We start from the raw sequence: 22,351 nt of genomic DNA on the forward strand, positions 1-22,351 counted from the left end.
CTGTCAGACGGTGAGAGACCGTCACCCCGCCCCGCCGCGCGCTTTGCGCGCGTCGACCCGCCCCCTCAAGGGGCGGGTGAAGCTACACCAGTCGGCTCTGCTTCGCCGCCGCCTGAATAAACGACGCGAACAGCGGGTGCGGCTCGAACGGACGCGACTTCAACTCGGGATGGAATTGCACGCCGATGAACCAGGGATGGTCCTCGTATTCGACGATCTCCGGCAGCACGCCGTCGGGCGACAGGCCCGAGAAGCGCAGGCCGTGCTGCTCGAGCCGGTCCTTGTAGGCGGTGTTGACCTCGTAGCGATGGCGGTGGCGCTCCGAGATCTCGGTGGCGCCGCCATAGACTTCCGAGACGCGGCTGCCGCGCTTGAGCGTCGCAGGGTACGCGCCGAGCCGCATGGTGCCGCCGAGGTCGCCGGATTGCGACCGCTTCTCCAATTCGTTGCCGCGCAGCCATTCCGTCATCAGGCCGACCAGCGGTTCCTTGGTCGGGCCGAACTCGGTGGAGTTCGCTTCCTCGATGCCGACCAGATTGCGCGCGGCTTCGATGACAGCCATCTGCATGCCGAAGCAGATGCCGAAATACGGCACGTCGCGGACGCGCGCGAACTGCGCCGCGCGGATCTTGCCCTCGGCGCCACGCTGGCCGAAGCCGCCCGGCACCAGAATGCCGTTGACGTGTTCGAGGAACGGTGCCGGGTCCTCGTTCTCGAACACCTCGCTCTCGATCCAGTCGAGATTGACCTTCACCTTGTTGGCGATGCCGCCGTGCGACAGCGCCTCGATCAGCGATTTGTAGGCATCCTTCATGCCGGTGTATTTGCCGACGATGGCAATGGTCACCGCGCCTTCGGGGTTGCGCACGCGCTCGTTGATCACATTCCAGCTCTGCAGCGCCGGCGGAATCTTCGAACTGATGCCGAACGCGGCCAGCACCTCGTCGTCGAGGCCGGCGGCGTGATAGGCCTCGGGGACAGCATAGATATTGTCGACGTCCCTCGCCTCGATCACGGCGCTTTCGCGCACGTTGCAGAACAGGCCGAGCTTGCGGCGCTCTTCCTTCGGGATTTCGCGGTCGGTACGGCACAGCAGGATATCCGGCTGGATGCCGATCGAGCGCAGCTCCTTCACCGAGTGCTGGGTCGGCTTGGTCTTGAGTTCTCCGGCGCTTGGAATGTAGGGCAGCAGCGTCAGGTGAATGTAGACGGCGTGATCGCGCGGCAGCTCGTTCTTGAGCTGGCGGATCGCCTCGAAGAACGGCAGGCCCTCGATGTCGCCGACAGTGCCGCCGATTTCGACCAGCACGAAATCGTATTCATCGTTGCCGGAGAGCACGAATTCCTTGATCGCGTTGGTGACGTGCGGGACGACCTGGATGGTCGCGCCGAGATAATCGCCACGGCGTTCCTTGCTGATGATGTCCTGATAGATGCGCCCGGTGGTGATGTTGTCGGCCTTGGTGGCCGGACGCCCGGTGAAGCGCTCGTAGTGGCCAAGATCGAGATCGGTCTCGGCGCCGTCATCGGTCACGAACACTTCGCCGTGCTGATACGGCGACATCGTTCCGGGATCGAGGTTGAGATAGGGGTCGAGTTTGCGGAGACGGACCTTGTACCCGCGAGCCTGCAGCAGGGCACCGAGTGCCGCTGAAGCCAGACCCTTTCCGAGCGAAGAAACCACGCCGCCGGTTATGAATATGTACCGCGCCATGGGATTCTACCTTTAAGGCCACTGCCCCGATTCTCCAAAGCGAATCGCGTGCACGGGCAAACATTTTGCCGGGCTGTGGGTGACGTTAAATTTGAAGCGATTTCAGAGCATTGATGAGAAATTCTGATGCAGGACGGTAGAGCCCGTCCTGCATGGCCACTCTGCTTTATTGCGAACGCGGCGCCTGCGGGCCCGACGGAGCCTGCTGTTCATCCACCTTCTTGAGCGTATCGAGCACGCCACCGGAGGTCGGCGGAGCGACCGGCGTTGCGCCACCCGGCTGCGACTGCGTAGCCGGCGCGGTGTCGAGGATCGAGGCCGGCTTGCGATCGACGCCCGCAAGCCAGGCCAGCGCCATGCTGGTCAGGAAGAAAAGTCCTGCGAGAATCGCAGTCGTCCGCGTCAACAGATTGGCGGTGCCGCGGCTCGACATGAAGCCGGCGCCGCCGCCCATGCCGAGGCCGCCGCCTTCGGATTTCTGCAGCAACACGGCGCCGATCAGCACGGCGACGATCATGAGGTGAACGACGATAAGGACGGTCTGCATCTTAAAACCTTCCGTCACAAGCCAAGAGCGCCGGGCTTCGGCTGCACCAAGAGCTTGCGGGTTTTCCTGAAGTTGCGCGGTGTTACACGATCGGACGGGGCATTGTCACCCCCAAGAGCCGCTGTGGAGATAATTGCCGCAGGCGCCGCGGCAAGGCTGCCCACACCTCTCGCCAGACATCGCATCGAGGCTTGTGGTTGTCGCAATTTCTCATATAATAGACAAATGGATACTATAGTAGACGAATTGAGCGTCCGCCTCGCCCAGCGCCTGCGGCTTGAGCGCGACAGCCGCGGCTGGTCGCTGGCCGATCTCGCCGAACGCTCCGGGGTCTCCAAGGCGACCATCAGCAAGATCGAGCGCGCGGAAGTCAGCCCGACCGCGGTGGTGCTGGTGCGCCTCGCCAGCGCCTTCGACCTCACCCTCGCCGGCCTGATGCTGCGCGCCGAAGGCCAGGGCGGGCGCCTTTCACGCGCCGCCGAGCAGCCGGTATGGCGCGATCCCGAAACCGGCTATTTGCGGCGCCAGGTGTTCAACCGGCCCGATCATCCCGTTGAGATCATCAAGGTCGAGATGCCGGCGAAGCAGCGCGTGACGCTGCCCGCTTCGTCCTACGCCCACATCCGCCAGGTGCTCTGGGTGTTGTCGGGCTCACTCGTCCTCATCGATGGCGGCGAACGCCACGAACTCAGCGCCGGCGACTGCCTCGGATTCGGCCCGCCGGCGGAAGTGACGTTTGCCAACGAGAGCACCGCGCCCTGCACCTACGTCGTGGCGCTCGCGCGGAGCTAGACCTGCGATGGCAGAGGTCGGTGTCAGGAGTTTTCCGGACGACTCTGCCGCTCCCGGTCACAATCGCGGTCCGCCGCTTGAGGACGAGCACATCCCGGAATGGGGCAACGGCGGTATCGGCAATTACTTCTACTGGAAGGCTGCGCATCGTGCGGCCTGGAAAAACTCCTCACCCGGCATCGTCGCCTCTCGGATCAGGAAGGCCGAGCGCCTGGGGCTGACTTACGAAGAATACACGCTGGAAATTCTCGAACGCGGCCGTCACCTGCAGGTCGAGGATGTCGAGCGGATTGTAGAGATCAAGCGGAAGCGCGTCTTGCGCACCGCCAATCATCGAAGCTGAACCTCGCGGAAACTCACCCTCATGTCGAACATTGAGATCAAAGCCTTGAAGCTTTCGCCCGAAATTTGCGCGGTGCTTGGTGAAATACTGATCGAGACAGTGGCGAATGGCGGCTCGGTCAGCTTCATGCATCCGCTGTCACGGGAAGCCGCCGAAGCGTTCTGGTCCAGCTCGCTCAGCGCTGCGGACCGTGGCGAGCGGATCGTCCTCGGCGCCTTTGACGGCGACGAGCTGATCGGCACCGTCACGCTGCTGCTCGATCTGCCGCCGAACCAGCCGCACCGCGCCGAGATCGCGAAGATGATGACGCGCGTCAGTCACCGGCATCGCGGGATCGCGACGGCGCTGTTGCGTGAAGCCGAACGGCTGGCGATCGCGCATCAGCGCTGGCTACTGGTGCTTGACACCGCCGAGGATGAAGGCGCGGCGGGACTGTACGAGCGCGTAGGCTTCAAGCTGACCGGCGTGATTCCCGACTACGCGTTCAAGCCCCATGGCGGCCTCACCGGGACGCTGATCTACTGGAAGAAATTGCGGAAAGGCGTGCCGGCCTGAGGAGTTAGCACGCTTCCGCAATCGCCAGAAAATCCGTCGCCTTCAAACTGGCGCCGCCGACAAGCGCGCCGTTGACATCAGTGACCGCCATCAGTTCCGCCGCGTTGGATGGCTTGACCGACCCGCCGTAGAGGATCCGGATCTTGCCGCCTTCCGCCTTAAATCGGCTGGTGAGAACACCGCGGATAAAGCGATGAACTTGCTCGACATCCCCGGGCGTCGGCGTCAGCCCGGTGCCGATCGCCCAGACCGGCTCATAGGCGACCACCAGATTGGCTGCCGTCGCACCATCAGGCAATGAGCCCGCGAGCTGCCCGCCGCAGACATCCAGTGTCTGCCCGGCATCGCGCTGCTTCTGCGTCTCCCCGATGCAGACGATTGCCACAAGGCCCGCCCGCCAAGTCGCTTCCGCCTTCTGCCGGACCACCGCGTCGCTCTCGCCATGGTCGGCGCGGCGCTCCGAATGTCCGACGATGATGGCGCTCGCGCCGGCATCCGCCAGTATTTCCGCCGAGAGGTCGCCGGTATGGGCGCCCGAGGCCTTGGCATGGCAATCCTGGGCTCCGACGGCGAGTTTTGAGCCGAGCGCCTTGTCGGCGAAACCCGCGATCAGGGTCGCGGGGGGGCAGACCAGCAGGTCGACCTTGCCGGCCAGTGCACCCGCACCTGCAATCATTGCCTCGAATTCACCCAAGGCGGATTTCAGGCCGTTCATTTTCCAGTTGCCGGCGATCAGCGGCCGGATGGCTTCGGTCATGTCAATTTCTCGCAAAAATGTCAGACTTTGTGGCTTACAGATGCGCTAGCAGAGGCGCGCCGTCAGTTCCAGATACCGGTCCGACGAACCCCCAGCCGTTAACCGCTTCAATTGGCCCATATGGCCGAGGTTGCGAGGGGGCTGCGGCCACTTTATGATGCGTTATCAACTCGGTGACGCCCTGTTGCGGAATTCGGTCCCGGATCGAATTCCCCTGGGTACGACCCGGTTCCCCTCTCCTGCAAAAACAAGTTGGACCTATGCTTCGAGGAATTCGGAAAGCCTCATCAAACTGGCTCGGCAAGGCCGTCATGGCCGTTGTGATGGGCGTTTTGATTGTCAGTTTCGCAGTTTGGGGCATTGCCGACATCTTCAAGGGGTTTGGCCAGTCGTCGCTCGCCAAGGTTGGCGGGACCGAGATTTCGACCGACCAATTCCGCCAGATCTACACGGAAAAGCTGCAGCAGCTCGGCCGCACTTTCGGCCGTCCGCTAACCTCTGAACAGGCCCGCGCGTTCGGGATCGACCGGCAGGTGCTGCAGCAGACCATCGCCGAGGCCGCGCTGGATGAGGAAGCCCGGCGCATGGGCCTCGCCCAGTCGCAGGAAGAGACCATGCGGCTGATCTACGACGATCCGAACTTCAAGGGATTGGGCGGCAAGTTCGATCCGGCACGATTCCAGGCCACGATCCGCCAGTTCGGATACACCGAGCAGCGCTATCTCAACGAACAGCGGCGCGTCGGGCTGCGCCGCCAGATCGCCGGCACCGTCTCGGCTGGCCTCGAGCCGCCGAAGGTCCTGATCGAGGCGCTCGCCCGCTTCCAGAACGAACAGCGCTCGATCGAATTCGTCAAACTCGACGCCGCACAGGCCGGCACCATCGACCCGCCCTCGCCCGAAGCGCTGGCCGCCTATTTCGAGGACCGCAAGACCCAATTCCGCGCACCTGAATATCGCAAGCTGTCGTTTGTCGTGATCAGCCCGGAAGAGATCGGCAAGTGGATCGAAGTTTCCGACGAGGACGCGAAGAAGGTCTTCGAGCAGCGCCGCGACCAGCTCGGCACGCCGGAAAAGCGCGAAGTGTCGCAGATGTTCTTTCCGAACGAAGGCGAGGCGCAGGCCGCGCGCAGCCGCATCACGTCGGGAACGTCGTTCGACGATGTCGCCAAGGAGCGCAATCTCAATCTAACCGACGTCGATCTCGGCCTGATCGCAAAGACCGCGATCATCGACCCGGCGATCGCGGACGCGGCGTTCTCGCTTGCACCGGGCGAGGTCAGCCAGCCGGTGCAGGGCCGTTTCGGCGTGGCATTGGTCAAGGTCGGCAAGATCGAGGCGGGCACAATGCCGACGTTTGAAAGCGTGGCGGCGCAGGTGAAGAAGGAGATCGCGACCGAACGCGCGCGCGTCAAGGTCAGCGAGCTCCAGAACAAGATGGAAGACGAGCGCAGCGGCGGCGCCAACATCGTCGAGGCTTCGCAGAAGCTCGGCCTGACCCCGGTCACGATCGAGGCCGTCGACCGCTCCGGCCGTACGCCTGACGGCCAGCCGGTGGCCAACATTCCGCGCGGTCTCGACGTGGTCTCGCAGGCCTTCAACAGCGATATCGGCGTCGACAGCGAACCGATCCAGTTCGCCGGCGGCTATGTCTGGTACGACGTGTTGGGCATCACGCCCTCACGCGAGCGCCCGCTCGACGAGGTCCGCAGCCAGGTCGAGGCGAAATGGCGCGAGGACCAGATTTCCAACAAGCTGCGCGCGAAGGCGACCGAGATGGTGCAGAAGATCGAACAAGGCGGCACATTTGCCGAGGTCGCAGCTGCGGTCGGATCGAAGGTCGAGACTGCTGCCGGCTTCCGCCGCGACGCCTCGCTTTCCGCCGTGCCTTCCGCCGTCATCACGGCCGCGTTCCGGACGCCCAAGGACGGTGTCGGACAGACGCCGGGCGTCGGCGGCAGCGAGTGGATCGTCTTCCGCGTCACCGACGTGACCGTGCCGCAGGTCGACGTCGCCTCGGAGGAGCTGAAGAAGCTCAAGGAGACGCTGCAGCGCGGGATGAACGACGAGCAGATTGCGCAATACATCACGAAGATCGAATCGATCATCGGCACCTCCATCAACCAGGCCGCCTTCGCGCAGGTGACGGGCGCTAACAACTGAGCATGATCGGCCCACGAAGGCCGGTCGTGCTTCACGATGACACCCAATCCTGAAAGCCAAGCGATGGACGACCTCAAATCTATCATCGGAAAAGTCGCCACCGGCGCGACCCTGTCGCGTGACGAAGCGGCGTCCGCCTTCGACGCCATGATGTCCGGCGAGGCGACGCCATCGCAGATGGGTGGCCTGTTGATGGCGCTCAGGGTCCGCGGCGAAACCGTCGACGAGATCACCGGCGCGGTGTCGGCGATGCGTGGCAAGATGCTGCGGGTGAAGGCGCCCGCGGATGCTGTCGACGTGGTCGGCACCGGCGGCGACGGCTCCGGTTCGGTCAACGTCTCGACCTGCGCTTCCTTCATCGTCGCGGGCGCCGGCGTGCCCGTCGCCAAGCACGGCAACCGCGCGCTGTCGTCGCGCTCGGGCGCGGCCGACGTGCTGGCTTCGCTTGGCGTCAAGATCGACCTCACGCCCGACCAGGTCGGCCGCTGCGTGGCTGAGGCCGGGATCGGCTTCATGTTCGCGCCCGCACATCATCCGGCGATGAAGAATGTCGGCCCGACCCGGGTCGAGCTCGCCACCCGCACGATCTTCAACCTGCTCGGCCCGCTCTCCAATCCGGCCGGCGTCAAGCGGCAGATGGTCGGGGTGTTCTCGCGGCAATGGGTGCAGCCCCTGGCGCAGGTCCTGAAAAACCTCGGCTCCGAATCCGTCTGGGTCGTGCACGGCTCCGACGGGCTCGACGAAATCACCCTCACCGGCCCGAGCTTTGTGGCGAGCCTCGACAACGGCAAGATCACCACCTTCGAGATCAAGCCGGAAGACGCCGGCCTCGTCTGCTGCAACAGCGACGCGCTCAGGGGCGGTGACGCCGATGCCAATGCCGAGGCGCTGCAAGGCGTGCTCAACGGCAAGCCCAGTCCCTATCGCGACGTCGCACTGCTCAACGCCGCAGCGGCACTGATCGTGGCCGGACGCGCCAAGGATTTGAAAGAAGGCGTGGCGCTCGGCGTCAAGTCGCTCGACAGTGGCGCGGCGGCGGCGCGGCTGAAGCACCTGGTCGCGGTCTCGCGCGGCTGATCCGAGGGCGGTGAAAGATGTCCGATATCCTGACCAAGATCGAGACCTACAAGCGCGAAGAGATCGCCGCAGCCAAGCGCACGCATCCGCTTGCCGAGATCGAAGCCCGCGCCAGGACGGCGCCGCCGCCGCGTGGGTTTGTGCGCGCGATCCGGGAAAAGCTCGCCCGCGACGACTATGCGCTGATTGCCGAAGTGAAGAAGGCCTCGCCGTCCAAGGGGCTCATTCGCGCCGATTTCGATCCGCCGGTGCTGGCAAAAGCCTACGAGGCCGGAGGCGCGGCGTGTCTTTCCGTGCTGACGGATGCGCCCTCGTTCCAGGGCCATCTCGATTTCATGGTGGCGGCGCGCGCGGCAACCAACTTGCCGGTGCTGCGCAAGGATTTCCTGTTCGACACCTACCAGGTGGTGGAAGCCCGCGCCCATGGCGCCGACTGCATCCTGATTATCATGGCCGCGCTCGACGACGCCGTCGCCAGGGATATCGAGGACGCGGCGATTGCGCTCGGCATGGACGTGCTGATCGAAATCCACGACCGCGCCGAGCTCGATCGCGCGCTGAAACTTCGCTCGCCGATGATCGGCGTCAACAACCGCAATTTGCGCACCTTCGAGACGACGCTGGCGACCAGCGAGGCGCTCGCGCCGCTGATCCCGCGCGACCGCCTGATGGTCGGCGAGAGCGGCATCTTCACGCCTGACGATCTCGCCCGCCTTGAGCGCGTCGGCATGTCGACCTTCCTGGTCGGCGAAAGCCTGATGCGCCAGGCCGATGTGACGGCTGCGACCCGCACGCTGCTGACGCGCGTCGCCACGCCGCGTGCGACCGGGACCGGCTAGAAGATGGCGCGGAAGGCTTCCAAAGGCGACGCCCTCACCCATATCGATTCCTCCGGCGAAGCGCGGATGGTCGACGTCTCGGACAAGACCGCGACCGAACGCACGGCGGTAGCCGAAGGCCGCGTCGTCATGAGCAAGGCGACGCTTGATCTGATTATCTCCGGCAATGCCAAGAAGGGCGACGTGCTGGGCGCGGCGCGCATCGCCGGCATCATGGCAGCGAAGCGCACGTCGGAACTGATCCCGCTGTGCCATCCGCTGGCGCTGTCCAAGGTGACGCTCGACATCACGCCCGACAAAAAACTACCCGGCTGCATCGTCCGCGCCACCGTCAAGGTCACCGGCCCTACCGGCGTCGAGATGGAGGCGCTGACCGCGGTGTCGGTCGCGTGTCTGACGATCTACGACATGATCAAGGCGGTCGAGCGCGGCGTTCGCATCGACGGTATCCATCTCGTCGAGAAGATCGGCGGCAAGTCCGGCCATTATCGCGCGGATCGCTGAGCCGATAAGAGACGTCGCCGCGCTCACGCTTGCGTGACCGCTGCCGCGAGGAATGAGCCCGCAGTGGCGGGGTTGTTTCTTCCGGGACCTTCACGGGGAGGAATCCGATGTCGAGATACAGGCTTGTGGGCGCTGCGGCTGCGTTGGCCGTGATGACAGCCCCCTCCACGGCACAACAGGTCATGGGCGAACCTGGCTATTGCGCGTTCTTCTATCCGAACGCCAATTGCCAGAACAAAGGTCCGGGCAATCCCTACACCGATCCGCGGCGCTTTGGCCAAGGCTACTCTCAAGGCTACTACTTGCCGGACAGTGGCCAGACGGTCGGCGTGGCGAGAAGCCGCGCGCGCAGATCCGTAACACGCGTGCAGTGAGAGCTCCGGCTCTAGCCCGGCACTCTCGCATCCTTCCGATCGGGCGGACCGTGAGCGTCCAGCGCTCCAATTTTCGCGGTCGCACCTCGCCGGTTCCATGGTTCCCTCTGGTTGCCGGCGGACAAGTTTGCCACCGAATAACCCTTCATTAACCAGGCTTGCTAACGTCAATTCCATCTCGGCGCGATATCGACGTCATGGGTCGGGATTGGGAGAACACCGCTTCCGGCTGTTCATTCCCGGCAGCGATCGTGTTCCATGGCTCCAACCGGCACCACACGATTCAGGTTCGCGTCCGCCTTTCGCGGCGGCCCGATCCGCTGGCTGATCTTCGGCGGCCTGCTCCTGATCGCCACAATCGCGATCGGCGCAACCATCATGGCCGGTAATTTCCGCGAGCGCGCGCTGCGCAACAGTGAGCGCGAGCTGGAAAACACCGTGCTGCTCCTCGCCCGCCATTTCGACCAGCAGCTCGAAGATTTTCAGGTCGTCCAGAAAGACCTGATCGCCTTCATGCGCTCCAGCGAGATCGCCACGCCTGAAAACTACAAGCGGCGGATGTCCGGCCACGACATCCATCTGATGTTGAAGTCCAAGATCGACGCGATGTCTTATGTCGGTGGCATCAACGTCTTCGACGCCGACGGCAATTTGATCAACGCCTCGGTCGCCTGGCCGCCACCGTCGGTCAACTCGGCGGACCGCGCTTTCTTCAGGACCTTCAAGGCCAGCCCGCAATCGCCGGAAATGCTGATCGAACCGGTCTACAGCCGCGTTACCGGCGTCTGGACCACGGTGATCGCCCGCAAGATCACCGGGCCAAAGGGTGAATTTCTCGGCGTCATCGGCCGAGGCATCGAACCCGTCAACTTCGAGAGATTCTTCGCGACGATAACGCTCGGACCGGGCGCCTCCATCACCATGCTCCACAGCGACGGCACGCTGCTCGCCCGCTACCCGCATGTCGCTGACATGATCGGCCAGAACTTGAAGACCGGTCCGGTCGCCCAGCGGCAGGTCTTCGAACTGCCCCGCAGCACCTCGCGCCTCACCAGCCCGATCGATGGCGAGGACCGGCTGATCTCGTCCCGTGCGCTCACGAATTTCCCGATCGTGATTGCCGCGACGACCACGATATCCGCCGCGCTCGCCGACTGGCGCGAGCAGATCGGCATCCTGATTGCGGTCACCGGATTGTCCGTGCTGGCGATCGCCGCCCTGCTGTTCCTTGTCGTGCGCAAGCTTTCCCATCAGCATCGCGCGTCGAAGCAGCGGCTGACACTGGAAAAGCAGCGTCTCGACACCGCCGTCAACAACATGACGCAAGGTCTGCTGCTGTTCGATTCGAAGCAGCATCTCGTCATCTGCAACAGGCGATATCTCGAAATGTACGGCCTGTCGGCCGAAATCGTGAAGCCGGGCTGCAGCTTCCGCGAGGTGATCGCCCACCGCAAGGACACCGGATCGTTCGTCGGCGACATCGATCATTACGTCGAGGTCGTGCTGCGCGACGTCGCGAACCGCAACGCCATGGTGATCTCGACGCCCGACGGGCGCTCGATCCAGGTCGTCAACGAGCCGGTCGCCGACGGCGGATGGCTGGCGACCCATGAAGATATCACCGAGCGCCGACGCGCCGAGGAGCGCATCACCCACCTCGCCCATTACGATGCGCTGACGGACCTGCCGAACCGCACGCTGTTCCACGAACGGCTCAAGCACGAACTGTCCTTTGTCGCGCCGACCCGGCCCTTGGCGGTGCTCTATATCGACATCGACGAATTCAAGAGCGTCAACGATTCGCTCGGCCACATGATCGGCGACGAGCTCCTGAAGTCGGTCGCCGCCAGCCTCGCTGCCTGCGCGCGGAAATCCGATTTCGTCGCCCGGCTCGGCGGCGATGAGTTCGCCATCATCCAGTCCGGGATCGAGGATACCGACGACGTGATGAAGCTCGTCAGCCGCATCTTCGAGGCAATCCGTTCGCCCTATCAATGCCTCGGCCATCAGGTGACCACCGACGCCAGCATCGGCATTGCGCTGGCGCCGCAAGACGGCACCGATATCGACCAGATTCTGAAGAACGCGGATCTGGCGATGTACGCCGCCAAGGCCGCCGGCCGCCGCACCTACCGCTTCTTCGAACCTGATATGGAAGCCGAGGTCCGCGCCCGCCGCAGCCTGGAAATGGACCTGCGCCGGGCGCTGGTCGACGGTGGTTTCGAGGTCCACTACCAGCCTTGTCTGGGCCTGCAGACCAACGCGATCACCGGCTGCGAGGCGCTGGTGCGCTGGCGCCATCCTCACCGCGGCATGATTTCGCCGGCCGAGTTCGTGCCGCTCGCCGAGGATACCGGCCTGATCAACCAGCTCGGCGAATGGGTGCTCACCACCGCCTGCAAGGAGGCGGTGACCTGGCCCGACAGTATCAGGCTCGCGGTTAACGTCTCGCCGATCCAGTTCAAGAGCGGCACGCTGGCGCTGAAGGTGATGGGCGCGCTCGCCGCCTCCGGCCTTCCTGCGAGCCGGCTGGAGCTCGAAATCACCGAGGCCGTGCTGATCCGGGACGACGAGGCGGCACTCGCCGTGTTGCACGACCTGCGCGCCATCGGGGTCCGCATCGCGCTTGACGATTTCGGCACCGGCTATTCCTCGCTGAGCTACCTGCAGCGTTTCCCGTTCGACAAGATCAAGATCGACCGCTGCTTCATCACCGACATCGCCGAGCCGGAAGGCTCGATCTCCATCGTTCAGGCGGTGGTGAACATCGCCGCCGATCGTCACATGACGACGACGGCCGAAGGCGTCGAGACCGAGCAGCAGCGCGAGTTGCTGCGCGAACTCGGCTGCTCGGAAATGCAGGGCTATCTGTTCAGCGCGCCGAAACCGGCCGCGGAATTGAGGCCGCTGTTGCTGACGGAGCGGGAGCGTCCCGACGAGGCGCAGCCGAACCCAACGCGCAGGCGCAAGCCGGTGGCGCGGACAGCGTAGCGTTGCGATGCTGCCTATCACCGTTATTGCGAGCGCAGCGAAGCAATCCATCGTTCCGCACGCGGGCTGACCATAGATTGCTTCGCTTCGCTCGCCATGCCGTCGAGATACGCGTCTGCATTCTCGCAGCATGATTTGCCCGAGTTGTACTGTTCGTTTCGCCCCGGAAATGAGAGGGCGCAGGGAATGCCGGGTGCTTGCCGCACCCGCGGTCTCGTGTGCAATTGCACTTAAGGAAATGCGCACACGAGCATACAGGTACAGCCGGAGCAGCCCGGCATTCCCTGCGCAATGGTTTGACGGCTTATGCCGTGATCTCCCCGGAGCCGAATTCCTCTGGCCTCCGTCGCCGACAGATTGGCGGTTCATTGAAACCCGGTCGGGCTTCAAAAAACCTCCGCCGGTTTGACACCAACCACGGGCGTCAGGACCACACGGTTTTGCCGTACGCAGCTTCCTTCGCCAAAGACATCACCTGCCAAGTGCTGGCCAGTCGAAGCTCTGGCGGAGGCGTTCAAGCGCCGTACGTCCTGCGCGCTGTGTTCACTCACGGCTAACCGCCCTGCGAACACTCCTCGCGCCCGACGCTGCCGCGTCCACCGCAACCCGTCCCAACGTTCGTGACGATGGCCAACGCCCCTCTTCTCGGAACGGGATGGCGGGATTTGTAGGCGTGATTTGGGTCTCGCGCGAAGCGATTTATTTTTACGCGCACGACTGGACGGCGCAAATCAGCTTGAAGTTGCTGAAGAAAATCGCGTGAATGCGCAACGACCGGGGGGACAGAAATTGGGCGGACGCGGTCCAGCCATCCAGCAGCTCGGACCGGAAATAAGCGCCTTCATCGAAGTGACAAGTGCAACGTCACTCTCAATCCAAGTCACTGCAACCGAAACATTCATCGTGTTTGCAGCGCGGCGAGACGGGCGCTTGAAGGACGCGGCCGGTGTCTTCTGTTACTTCGACAGTCGCGCCAAGCCCTTCCAGTCGAACGTAATCCCGTGGCCGGGCCGCGTCGGCGCCAATGCCATGCCTTCGTTCAGGACAAGCGGGTGCTCGATGTAACTATCGAGCCCAAATCCGTGAGCTTCCAGATAGGAGCGGTTCGGGCAGGCCGCGAGCAAATGCACGGTGACGTCATGTGCGCCGTGGCTGGTAACCGGTAGATTGAAGGCTTCCGCCAGCCGCGCGATCTTCATGAAAGCCGTAACACCGCCGCAATTGGTGACATCGGGCTCGGGATAAGACACTGCGCCAGCGGCGATGTAATTCTTGAATTCCCAGAGCGAACGCAGGTTTTCTCCGGCCGCGATCGGAACCCCGCCGACAGCCATGATGCGGGCATGTCCGGCAATATCGTCGGGAATGATTGGTTCTTCCAGCCAGGTGAGATCGAAGGATTGCAACGCGCGCGCCGCGCGGATGGCTTCCTCGACCGTCCACTTCATGTTGGCGTCCGCCATCAGAGGAAAGCCACTGCCGAGATGTTGGCGCATCGCCTGCACGCGCGCGACGTCTGATGCGAGATCGGGACGGCCGACCTTCATCTTGATGGCGCGAAAGCCTTTCGCAATATTGTCGTCGGTCTGCTTCAAAAGCTTCTCGATGGAGAGATCGAGGTCGATCCCGCCGGCGTAGCAGGGCACGCGGGCGTCGAAGCCGCCGAGCAAGCGAAATAGCGGCAAACCGGCGCGGCGAGCCTTCAGGTCCCACAGTGCGATATCGAGCGCTGAAAGCGCAAGCACCGGCGGCCCGCCCCGCCCGCCGTAATGCAGGGCCCACCAGACGTGATGCCAGATGGCTTCGGTGTCGTCGGCGTCGCGGCCCTCGATCAGTTCGGGGATCTCCCGTTGGAGAATGTCTGCGATCGCGCCACCATTGCGGCCGACGGTGTATGTATATCCGACACCTTCGGCCCCGTCGGAGTCGCGGACACGGCACGTCACCAGCTCGAACGCTTTGAGTTCGCCGTGCGTGCTGTCGGACAGGGTAACGGCCAACGGGATCCGGTAGAGTCCGGCCTCGGTTGTCTTAATAAGAGCCATTGCGTTTCCACTCGGTCTTTTTATTTCACGTTAAGTCGATCTTGGCCGCGAAGCAATTGCGTGCAGCGCATCCTCATCTGGAACCGACGCGGTCGGGCCGGCTATCGGTTGCGGGCGTAGCCCGCATGAGCGCATGCGGTATGCGGGACCGCTTGACGTACCGAATCCGGATGTCGCGCAGCCTGTCATCGGGCGCGCATTCGCGCGACCCGTGCGTCGCTTGCTGCGACGGCTACAGCCGCGCCTTCTGTGCGAGCGGCACCCGAAACGTCTTGAAGCCCTTGATATCGGGAAACCCCTCAGCCGCTTCGCGCGAGGCCAGAGTCAGGACCGCGGCCGGGACTTCGCCGCTGATCAGGCGGTCGATCGCGCCTCGCTGTCCTTCGCTGAACTGAACTTCCGCGGCGCCCGCCGCCATGAACGCAGCGCTGACGCGGCCGCTGGAAGCGGATTGCTTCTCCTCGATCGCGATGGTCTTGTTGTTCAGATCGGATAGCGAACCGATCTCCGGACGTGCCAGCACCAGCGCGACCAGATTGTCCGACTCGTCCGGCGATGCCGATGCCGTCTTCGTGGTGTCGCGGGCCGGCTCGATTTCCGGATTGTCCAGATTGTTGGCCGCTTCTCGGCCTGTTCCGATCGCCGTGACGAGATCGGCCAGGCCCGTCGCTTCCACCAGTTGCTGCTGCAGGGTTCGTGTCTCGGGAGCACTGGCGGCCGCGGCAGGCGTTGCGGCGGTCTCTGGCGCAGCGGGAGCCGCAGCGAGTTCGAGCGTGGCCGGCGGCGGCAAGATGACCTCGGACTTCACTTCCGACTCGGTCTTGGCTTCGGACTTCGCCTCAGACTTGGCTTCAGAGCTGGCTTCAGAACTGGCCTCGGCCTTCACCTCCGACTTCGCTTCAGATTTGGGAGCCTCCGCGGGCTGCGACGGGGCGATGGCGGCTGCCTGGCTCGGCGCCGGCTTCTGAGGGATTTCCAATTTGCGCTCTGGCGTCTGGCCGCCGGCGACGGCCTTGTCGCGGGCCACGGGCGGCGCAGCCGATGGAATGTTCTTGCCGGCTGCAGCGAGGCTGGGTGCGGCGGCCTTCTTGGCGTTCGACGGCCTGGTCTTCGCTGCCGCCATGTGGCTGCGCGGCGCCGACCGTGGCGCTGGTGCGGCCTGCCTTGTCACGCGGGACGGAGTGGCGCGTTCGATGCTCGCTGGTTCCGCCTCAACCGGCGCCACGACGACAGGCTCGCGCTGCTCCCGGTGGCGCGCGGACAAGGCCCGATCAGACCAGGCCATGTAGGACTGGCAGGCGCGGTTGCACGGCTTCCCGTCGATGTAAACGATGTCGGGCGAATCCAGTGGATTGGCCTGCAGGGCTCCGCTCGAACAAAGCGACAGGCTCAGGGCCAGCAAGGTCCATTTTTTCGACATGACCACTCCATTCAACGCGCCAGGTGTTTGGCGCGAGCTACGGTTGGATGGAGATGAGGTTTCAAAAAAAGTGGTCGTGTTCCGAATTGGTGCCTGCGTCTCGACGATGCCGTTTCAGCAGCCGCAACGCGCCACATTCGGAATCAATTGTCGGCGCCAAGAAGCCAGGTAGCCCGCATGAGCGGAGCGATATGCGGGACAGACGAAGATCCCGGATATCGCTTCGCTCATCCGGGCTACGATTGCCGCGAATTTAATTCGGAACCGCCCGCTTCGCGGCCGTCACCGCGTTCGCGTTCACGCTGCCGCCGCGTAAGAGGTTGAAGGCGGCAGTGAGCGCCTTGTCGTCCTTTTCGTTCGGCGGGACGTAGGCTTGCGAACCGGTCTGCTCGGCGCCATCAGCGGCGAGGTGACCGCGCATCGAGGCTTCGCCCTTCAGATCGGTGCGGCCCTTGAGCTCGTCCGGCACGTCCTGCAGCACCTCGATGTCGGGCGCGATGCCCTGGGCCTGGATCGAGCGGCCGGACGGCGTGAAGTAGCGCGCCGTGGTCAGCGCCAGCGCACCGTTGCCGGCGCCCAGCGGAATGATGGTCTGCACCGAGCCCTTGCCGAAAGTGCGCGTGCCGACCAGGGTCGCGCGCTTGTGGTCACGCAGCGCGCCGGCCACGATCTCGGAGGCGGAAGCCGAACCGCCGTTGATCAGCACCACCAGCGGCTTGCCCTTGGTGATGTCGCCGCCGCGCGCGGTGAAGCGCTGAGTTTCCTCCGAGGTGCGGCCGCGGGTCGAGACCACCTCGCCCCGGTTCATGAAGGCGCTCGACACCGAAACGGCCTGGTCGAGCAGCCCGCCGGGATTGTTGCGGAGGTCGACGACATAGCCCGCAAGTTTCTCCGACGGAATTTCCTTGGAGATGCTGGCGATCGCCTTCTTCAGGCCGTCGGTGGTCTGCTCGTTGAAGCGGGTGATCCTGATGTAGCCGACATCGCCGCCATCGGCTTTGAAGCGAACCGGCCGCACCCGGATGATCTCGCGCACGATGGCGACATCGATCGGCGCGGCGGCGCCCTTGCGCATGACCTTGAGCCGGATCTTGCTGTTGGCGGGGCCCTTCATCCGGGCGACCGCCTGTTCGAGGCTCATGCCCTGAATCTGCTCGTCGTCGATTTGGGTGATCACGTCGCCCGACAGCATGCCGGCTTTCGCGGCGGGCGTCTCGTCGATCGGCGTCACTACCTTGACGAGACCGTCTTCCATCGTGACCTCGATGCCGAGCCCGCCGAACTCACCATGGGTAGTCTCCTGCATGTCGCTCCAGCCCTTCTCATTCATGTAACGCGAATGAGGATCGAGCGCGGAGATCATGCCGTTGATGGCGCCTTCCATCAGCTTGGAATCGTCGGGCTTCTCGACATAGCTGGTCTTGATCCGCTCGAACACGCTGCCGAACAGATTGAGCTGGTTATAGGTGTCGGAACGGGCCGCGGCCTTCGCCGCCGCCACCAGATTCGTCCCCTGCGGTCCGGCCACGAGAACGGTCAGACACGCGCCCGTCACGGTGCCGAGAAGAAAGGCGATATTCCTGCGCATCGTGGGGCGTCCCTTTGTCTCTACGGACGCCCACCATCCCATGTGAATCGGCGCCCCTGTCCCAGCCCCACCAACTCACAATGGCTTTTTGGTCGGATCAAGGCACGCCGGCCCGCGGCAATACGGACGTTTTCAGGTGTGTCGTTTGCGCTCGGGCCGGCTTATGAATTTGAGATCGCTACGAATTCGAAGCCGCTTGATCGGCCCCCTGCAGGCCGGTTTGCCAGGTGGAGGGCCGGGTTCCAAAACCGCGCTTGGCGCGGGTGCCGAGCCAGTAGCCGAATTGCGGCGGAACGTTGCGGAACGGGCCCTCGACGCCGAGTTTGAGCGCGGCATCCATCGGCCAGTTGGGATTGTTGAGGATTTCCCGCCCGACCGCGATCAGATCGGCCTGCCCGTCCCGCAGGATCTGCTCGGCCTGGTCGCCATGGATGATGAGGCCGACCGCCATGGTCATGATCTCGGCCTGCCGCCGGACATATTCCGACAGCGGCACCTGATAGCTGTATTTGATCTCCTTGCCCAGGATCGGCGCCATTTCGGAGATGCCGCCGGAGGAGCAGTCGATGACGTCGACGCCTTTTGCCTTCAGGATTTTGGCCAGCCGCGCGCTCAGCTCCGGCCCCCAGCCGGCATTGTCCTCGACCGACAGGCGGACGAATAGCGGCTTGTGGTCGGGCCAGTGCGTCCGCACCGCCTCCGTCACCTCGATCAGGAAGCGCATGCGACCCGCTTCCGAACCGCCATATTCGTCGCTGCGCTGGTTGGACCGCTCCGACAGGAACTCATGCACGAGGTAGCCATGGGCGCCGTGCAGCTCCAGCACGTCAAAACCCGCCTCATGCGCGCGCCGCGCCGCCTGCCCCCAGGCCTGCACCACGTCCTTCACTTCGCCGGTTTCGAGCGCGCGCGGCACCGGCCATTTCTCGCTATGGGCGATCGCGCTCGGCGCCACCGGCTGCCAGGCGTCCCAATCCTCGATATCAGGCGTTCGCTGCAGCGGGCGGTCGCCCTCCCACGGTCGGCTTGCGCGCGCCTTGCGACCGGAATGGCCGAGCTGAATGCCGGCGACCGCGTTCTGCTGCTTGATGAACTGGACGAGGCGGCCCAGCGGCGCGATGAACTTGTCATCCCAGATGCCGAGATCGCCGACGGTGCCGCAGCCGCGCCGCTCGACCTTGGTCGATTCCACCACCACGAGGCCGGCCCCGCCGGCGGCAAACTTGCCGGCATTCATCAGGTGCCAGTCGGTCGGAAAGCCCTTCTCGGCCGAATATTGATGCATCGGCGGCACCACGATGCGGTTCTTCAGCGTGAGGCCCCGGATCGTCATCGGGGAAAACAGCAGCGTTTCCGTCATGCTTGCCTCGCCTCGCGGACATCATTGTCCCGGCACGGCGCCGGGATGTGTCTTCTATTTTGCGTTTGTGCCGGTCTTGGTATCCGCGGATTTGGCCTTCGGCTTCGCTGCCGCGGCCTTGTCGGCCTTTGGCGCGCTGTTGTCGCCGCGCATGGTTCCCCAGGGATCGCTGCTCTTCTGTTGTTCCGGAATATTGCCGAGCGACCGCTTGTAGGCACGCTCGGCGTCCCTCTCTGCCGCGACTTCCGCCGGCGTCTTGGGCTTGTCCTCCTCGCCATATCTGGCGGGACCTTTTTGGGCCAAGGCAGGTCCGGCCAGCAACGAGATCACTGCCGCAGCGCCCAAAATTCTACCCAGGATTTTCATGCCACCACTCCCTGTTCGACCCCACGCTTAGCACAGCTCGCGCACCGGCTTAAGCGCCGGATTGGGCAGGGGCGTAAATCGCCGTGGCCGTTGCCGAGGCCAGTCGAGTTTTGTAAACGACTGCCATGAATTTGCCGCCCGCGCCCCACTCCGTCGATGCCTTGCTGTTCGACCTCGGCCGTGTCGTGCTCAATATCAGTTTCGACCAGGTGATGGCCTGCTGGGCGGGGCATGCGGGCTGCGCGCCTGCCGACCTCGCCGGCCGCTTTGTCGTCAACGACAGTTTCAAGCATCACGAGACCGGCCGGATCGACGACGCCGCGTTCTTTGCAAACCTGCGCCAGTCGCTCGGCATCGGCATCACCGACGCGCAGTTCCTGGAGGGTTGGAACGCGATCTTCACCGGCGAGATGCCCGGCATTGCACCGCTGTTGGCCGGCGCGGCCAAGCGCCTGCCGCTCTACGCCTTTTCCAACACCAATCCGGCCCATGTCGCGCATTTTTCGCAGGCCTATGCCGGTGTGCTCGGCCATTTCCGCGAGATCTTCCTGTCCTCCAGCATCGGTTTGCGCAAACCCGACGCGGAGGCCTATGATCACGTGATAAAGGCGATCGGCGTGCCGGCGTCGCGGATTCTGTTCTTCGACGATTCAGCCGCCAACATCGAAGGTGCGCGGGCGCGCGGCCTTTCTGCCATCCACGTGACATCGACGGATGACGTGGCCAGGGCACTGACTGCGCTTGGAATCTAGCGCTGGAATTTGACGGAGGTCTGCCCGTGGCCTTGATGCCTGTCGCCGATGCGCTTGCCGCGATCCTTGCCGGCGCTGACGCGTTGCCCGAAGAAATGGTGGCCCTCGATGCCGCCCACCACCGCATCCTCGCGCGCGACGTCGCCGCGCGACGGACGCAGCCACCGCAGGCGATGTCAGCGATGGACGGCTATGCGGTGCGTACGGCGGATGCCGCCGGCGCCGGCGCGCGGCTGAAGGTGATCGGCGAGGTCGCCGCCGGCCGCCCGTTCGAGCGCAAGGTCGGCCAAAGCGAGGCGGTACGGATCTTCACCGGTGGCGTGATCCCCGACGGTGCCGACGCCGTCATCATCCAGGAAGACACGGCAGCCGACGGCGATCACATCACCATCACGGAAGCCGCGGTTCGGGGACGGCACATCCGCGCCGCCGGCGTCGACTTCCGCGAGGGCGACGTGCTGCTCACGCGCGGGCGTTGCCTCAGCGACCGCGACCTGTCGCTCGCCGCCGGCATGAACTACCCGGAGCTTGCGGTGCACCGCCGCCCGAAGGTCGCTGTTCTCGCGACCGGCGACGAGTTAGTGATGCCCGGCGAAAACCCCGGCCCCGGCCAGATCGTCTATTCCAACGGCTATGGCCTGCGGGCGCTGGCCCGCGCCGAAGGCGCCGACGTCGTCGATCTCGGCATCGCCGCCGACACCGTTGCCGCGACCACCGAAGGCATCCGCCGCGCCAGCGAGGCCGACGCGGACATCCTGATCACCATGGGGGGCGCCTCGGTCGGCGACCACGACCTGGTCAAGCGCTCGCTGGAGGCCGAAGGCGTCGCGATGGCGTTCTGGCGGATCGCGATGCGGCCGGGCAAGCCGATGATGCACGGGCGGCTCGGCGCGATGCGGGTGATCGGCCTGCCCGGCAATCCCGTCTCTTCCTATGTCTGCGGCTTCCTGTTTCTGGTGCCGCTGATTCGCGCATTATCGGGCCGCGACCACGTCCATCACGTCAGAGAAAGCGCCCTGCTCGGCCGCGACCTCGCCGCCAACGACCAGCGCGAGGATTATCTGCGCGCGCGCCTCGAGGCGCGCGAAGACGGCACGCTGATCGCTGTGCCGGTGAACCATCAGGACTCCTCGCTCTTGGGGAATCTCGCTGCGGCACAGGCATTAGTGATACGTCCGCCATTCGCGCCGGCGGCGCCCAAGGGCTCGTCGTGCGAGCTGTTGCGGCTGCCGGAATGACGCCACAGGGCGCGTCTCGGACAGAAACCTTGACGCGTTCACCTGAAATTAAGTGGTTGCGGAACACATATCGAACATATAGTGTCCGTTCATGATTTGTTTCGACTGCTGGTGTCTCTGCCTGGGAGTTTGGGCGCTCCCGCCATCTGGGCGCTGAAGATTCGAAACGACGACGCCAACCGGGGAATTGCTCGCGATGCTTACGCGCAAACAGTATGAACTTCTGCGTTTCATCAATGAACGGCTGAAAGAGGCCGGCGTGCCGCCTTCATTCGACGAGATGAAGGACGCGCTCGACCTGCGCTCGAAATCCGGAATCCACCGCCTCATTACGGCGCTGGAGGAGCGCGGCTTCATCCGCCGCCTGCCCAACCGCGCCCGCGCCATCGAAGTCATCAAGCTGCCGGAGCTCGCCGCTGCCGGCAATGGCCGCCGCGGCTTCACGCCGAGTGTGATCGAAGGCACGCTCGGCAAGCGTACAGTGAGCTTGCCCGCCGCCGAGGATGACGGCAATCGCCCGGTCGCGGTGCCCGTGATGGGCCGGATCGCCGCCGGCACGCCGATCGAGGCGCTGCAGACCCGCAGCCACACCATCAGCGTGCCGCCCGATATGCTCGGCTCGGGCGAGCATTACGCGCTCGAAGTACGCGGCGATTCCATGGTCGAGGCCGGCATCCTCGACGGCGACATGGCGCTGATTCAGCGCAACGAGACCGCCGACACCGGCGACATCGTGGTGGCGCTGATCGACGAGGAGGAAGCTACGCTGAAACGCTTCCGCCGCCGCGGCGCCTCCATCGCGCTGGAGCCTGCCAACGCCGCCTATGAAGTCCGCATCCTGCCGCCGAACCGGGTCCGGATTCAGGGCAGGCTGATCGGCCTTTACCGCAAGTACTGAACAATGTGCCGTCCTGCAGACATCCGTAA

20 protein-coding genes are annotated in these 22,351 nt (G+C 64.4%); 12 read left to right on the forward strand and 8 right to left on the reverse strand.

The window, feature by feature from the left end:
* Nucleotides 1–82 precede the first annotated feature (82 nt).
* Nucleotides 83–1,714 (reverse strand): CTP synthase, encoded by a 1,632-nt coding sequence (gene pyrG, locus LMTR21_RS21855; RefSeq protein ID WP_065754742.1) that lies wholly within the window; start codon nt 1,712–1,714, stop codon nt 83–85.
* Between the two features lie 166 nt (nt 1,715–1,880).
* Entirely contained in the window at nt 1,881–2,261 is a 381-nt protein-coding gene (gene secG / locus LMTR21_RS21860) for a preprotein translocase subunit SecG (RefSeq protein WP_065754741.1), read from the reverse strand.
* Nucleotides 2,262–2,486: 225 nt separating this feature from the next.
* Here secG and LMTR21_RS21865 point away from each other — a divergent pair, with 225 nt between their 5' ends.
* From LMTR21_RS21865 to LMTR21_RS21875, 3 genes are read left to right on the forward strand one after another with little or no spacing between them, the layout of a single operon-like run.
* Complete coding sequence (locus LMTR21_RS21865) at nt 2,487–3,053, forward strand: helix-turn-helix domain-containing protein (protein ID WP_065754740.1); 567 nt, start codon at nt 2,487–2,489, stop codon at nt 3,051–3,053.
* A gap of 7 nt (nt 3,054–3,060) precedes the next feature.
* Complete coding sequence (locus LMTR21_RS21870; protein WP_065754739.1) at nt 3,061–3,396, forward strand: hypothetical protein; 336 nt, start codon at nt 3,061–3,063, stop codon at nt 3,394–3,396.
* Between the two features lie 21 nt (nt 3,397–3,417).
* Nucleotides 3,418–3,951, forward strand: a complete 534-nt coding sequence (locus LMTR21_RS21875; RefSeq protein WP_065754738.1) for a GNAT family N-acetyltransferase — start codon at nt 3,418–3,420, stop codon at nt 3,949–3,951.
* 4 nt (nt 3,952–3,955) lie between these two features.
* Here the strand turns inward: LMTR21_RS21875 and tpiA are convergent, their stop codons facing one another.
* The gene (gene tpiA, locus LMTR21_RS21880; protein ID WP_065754737.1) at nt 3,956–4,708 is read right to left on the reverse strand and encodes a triose-phosphate isomerase; all 753 of its coding nucleotides are present in this window, start codon (nt 4,706–4,708) and stop codon (nt 3,956–3,958) included.
* A gap of 260 nt (nt 4,709–4,968) precedes the next feature.
* Between tpiA and LMTR21_RS21885 the strand changes: the two genes are divergently transcribed.
* The 6 genes from LMTR21_RS21885 to LMTR21_RS21910 all read left to right on the forward strand — a co-directional run bounded on the left by LMTR21_RS21885 (nt 4,969) and on the right by LMTR21_RS21910 (nt 12,655).
* The gene (locus LMTR21_RS21885) at nt 4,969–6,870 is read left to right on the forward strand and encodes a peptidylprolyl isomerase (protein WP_065754736.1); all 1,902 of its coding nucleotides are present in this window, start codon (nt 4,969–4,971) and stop codon (nt 6,868–6,870) included.
* Between the two features lie 63 nt (nt 6,871–6,933).
* A complete protein-coding gene (gene trpD / locus LMTR21_RS21890) occupies nt 6,934–7,947 on the forward strand; it encodes an anthranilate phosphoribosyltransferase (RefSeq protein WP_065754735.1) in 1,014 nt (337 codons plus the stop codon).
* Nucleotides 7,948–7,964: 17 nt separating this feature from the next.
* Nucleotides 7,965–8,786 carry an indole-3-glycerol phosphate synthase TrpC gene (gene trpC / locus LMTR21_RS21895; protein WP_065754734.1) on the forward strand — a complete coding sequence of 274 codons (822 nt, stop codon included), beginning with the start codon at nt 7,965–7,967 and terminating at the stop codon, nt 8,784–8,786.
* Nucleotides 8,787–8,789: 3 nt separating this feature from the next.
* Nucleotides 8,790–9,290, forward strand: a complete 501-nt coding sequence (moaC, locus tag LMTR21_RS21900; protein WP_065754733.1) for a cyclic pyranopterin monophosphate synthase MoaC — start codon at nt 8,790–8,792, stop codon at nt 9,288–9,290.
* A gap of 107 nt (nt 9,291–9,397) precedes the next feature.
* Nucleotides 9,398–9,664, forward strand: coding sequence for a hypothetical protein (locus tag LMTR21_RS21905; protein ID WP_141688454.1), 267 nt, complete (start codon nt 9,398–9,400; stop codon nt 9,662–9,664).
* Between the two features lie 258 nt (nt 9,665–9,922).
* Nucleotides 9,923–12,655 carry a bifunctional diguanylate cyclase/phosphodiesterase gene (locus LMTR21_RS21910; RefSeq protein ID WP_065754731.1) on the forward strand — a complete coding sequence of 911 codons (2,733 nt, stop codon included), beginning with the start codon at nt 9,923–9,925 and terminating at the stop codon, nt 12,653–12,655.
* 956 nt (nt 12,656–13,611) lie between these two features.
* Here LMTR21_RS21910 and LMTR21_RS21915 read toward each other — a convergent pair.
* From LMTR21_RS21915 to LMTR21_RS21940, 5 genes are all read right to left on the reverse strand, one after another.
* The gene (locus LMTR21_RS21915) at nt 13,612–14,700 is read right to left on the reverse strand and encodes a mandelate racemase/muconate lactonizing enzyme family protein (RefSeq protein ID WP_065754730.1); all 1,089 of its coding nucleotides are present in this window, start codon (nt 14,698–14,700) and stop codon (nt 13,612–13,614) included.
* 232 nt (nt 14,701–14,932) lie between these two features.
* The gene (locus tag LMTR21_RS40945) at nt 14,933–16,120 is read right to left on the reverse strand and encodes a hypothetical protein (protein ID WP_065754729.1); all 1,188 of its coding nucleotides are present in this window, start codon (nt 16,118–16,120) and stop codon (nt 14,933–14,935) included.
* A gap of 253 nt (nt 16,121–16,373) precedes the next feature.
* Nucleotides 16,374–17,708 (reverse strand): S41 family peptidase, encoded by a 1,335-nt coding sequence (locus LMTR21_RS21930; RefSeq protein WP_065754728.1) that lies wholly within the window; start codon nt 17,706–17,708, stop codon nt 16,374–16,376.
* A gap of 178 nt (nt 17,709–17,886) precedes the next feature.
* Nucleotides 17,887–19,068, reverse strand: a complete 1,182-nt coding sequence (locus LMTR21_RS21935) for an NADH:flavin oxidoreductase/NADH oxidase (protein WP_065754727.1) — start codon at nt 19,066–19,068, stop codon at nt 17,887–17,889.
* A gap of 54 nt (nt 19,069–19,122) precedes the next feature.
* Nucleotides 19,123–19,434, reverse strand: a complete 312-nt coding sequence (locus LMTR21_RS21940; RefSeq protein WP_065754726.1) for a hypothetical protein — start codon at nt 19,432–19,434, stop codon at nt 19,123–19,125.
* A 125-nt stretch (nt 19,435–19,559) separates the two neighbouring features.
* On the opposite strand from LMTR21_RS21940, the gene LMTR21_RS21945 reads away from it, so the two are divergent.
* From LMTR21_RS21945 to lexA, 3 genes are all read left to right on the forward strand, one after another.
* Nucleotides 19,560–20,186: an HAD family hydrolase gene (locus tag LMTR21_RS21945; protein ID WP_065754725.1), complete on the forward strand. Its 627-nt coding sequence runs from the start codon at nt 19,560–19,562 to the stop codon at nt 20,184–20,186.
* A gap of 26 nt (nt 20,187–20,212) precedes the next feature.
* Nucleotides 20,213–21,424, forward strand: coding sequence for a molybdopterin molybdotransferase MoeA (locus LMTR21_RS21950; protein ID WP_065754724.1), 1,212 nt, complete (start codon nt 20,213–20,215; stop codon nt 21,422–21,424).
* A 196-nt stretch (nt 21,425–21,620) separates the two neighbouring features.
* Complete coding sequence (lexA, locus tag LMTR21_RS21955) at nt 21,621–22,322, forward strand: transcriptional repressor LexA (protein ID WP_065754723.1); 702 nt, start codon at nt 21,621–21,623, stop codon at nt 22,320–22,322.
* Nucleotides 22,323–22,351 lie beyond the last annotated feature (29 nt).

It is taken from the genome of Bradyrhizobium paxllaeri, assembly GCF_001693515.2.
Lineage (GTDB): Bacteria > Pseudomonadota > Alphaproteobacteria > Rhizobiales > Xanthobacteraceae > Bradyrhizobium > Bradyrhizobium paxllaeri.

Coding starts and splice junctions, on each gene's coding strand:
- pyrG (WP_065754742.1), bottom strand. CDS start 1,714: ATGGCGCGGTACATATTCATAACCGGCGGCGTGGTTTCTTCGCTCGGA.
- secG (WP_065754741.1), bottom strand. CDS start 2,261: ATGCAGACCGTCCTTATCGTCGTTCACCTCATGATCGTCGCCGTGCTG.
- LMTR21_RS21865 (WP_065754740.1), top strand. CDS start 2,487: ATGGATACTATAGTAGACGAATTGAGCGTCCGCCTCGCCCAGCGCCTG.
- LMTR21_RS21870 (WP_065754739.1), top strand. CDS start 3,061: ATGGCAGAGGTCGGTGTCAGGAGTTTTCCGGACGACTCTGCCGCTCCC.
- LMTR21_RS21875 (WP_065754738.1), top strand. CDS start 3,418: ATGTCGAACATTGAGATCAAAGCCTTGAAGCTTTCGCCCGAAATTTGC.
- tpiA (WP_065754737.1), bottom strand. CDS start 4,708: ATGACCGAAGCCATCCGGCCGCTGATCGCCGGCAACTGGAAAATGAAC.
- LMTR21_RS21885 (WP_065754736.1), top strand. CDS start 4,969: ATGCTTCGAGGAATTCGGAAAGCCTCATCAAACTGGCTCGGCAAGGCC.
- trpD (WP_065754735.1), top strand. CDS start 6,934: ATGGACGACCTCAAATCTATCATCGGAAAAGTCGCCACCGGCGCGACC.
- trpC (WP_065754734.1), top strand. CDS start 7,965: ATGTCCGATATCCTGACCAAGATCGAGACCTACAAGCGCGAAGAGATC.
- moaC (WP_065754733.1), top strand. CDS start 8,790: ATGGCGCGGAAGGCTTCCAAAGGCGACGCCCTCACCCATATCGATTCC.
- LMTR21_RS21905 (WP_141688454.1), top strand. CDS start 9,398: ATGTCGAGATACAGGCTTGTGGGCGCTGCGGCTGCGTTGGCCGTGATG.
- LMTR21_RS21910 (WP_065754731.1), top strand. CDS start 9,923: ATGGCTCCAACCGGCACCACACGATTCAGGTTCGCGTCCGCCTTTCGC.
- LMTR21_RS21915 (WP_065754730.1), bottom strand. CDS start 14,700: ATGGCTCTTATTAAGACAACCGAGGCCGGACTCTACCGGATCCCGTTG.
- LMTR21_RS40945 (WP_065754729.1), bottom strand. CDS start 16,120: ATGTCGAAAAAATGGACCTTGCTGGCCCTGAGCCTGTCGCTTTGTTCG.
- LMTR21_RS21930 (WP_065754728.1), bottom strand. CDS start 17,708: ATGCGCAGGAATATCGCCTTTCTTCTCGGCACCGTGACGGGCGCGTGT.
- LMTR21_RS21935 (WP_065754727.1), bottom strand. CDS start 19,068: ATGACGGAAACGCTGCTGTTTTCCCCGATGACGATCCGGGGCCTCACG.
- LMTR21_RS21940 (WP_065754726.1), bottom strand. CDS start 19,434: ATGAAAATCCTGGGTAGAATTTTGGGCGCTGCGGCAGTGATCTCGTTG.
- LMTR21_RS21945 (WP_065754725.1), top strand. CDS start 19,560: ATGAATTTGCCGCCCGCGCCCCACTCCGTCGATGCCTTGCTGTTCGAC.
- lexA (WP_065754723.1), top strand. CDS start 21,621: ATGCTTACGCGCAAACAGTATGAACTTCTGCGTTTCATCAATGAACGG.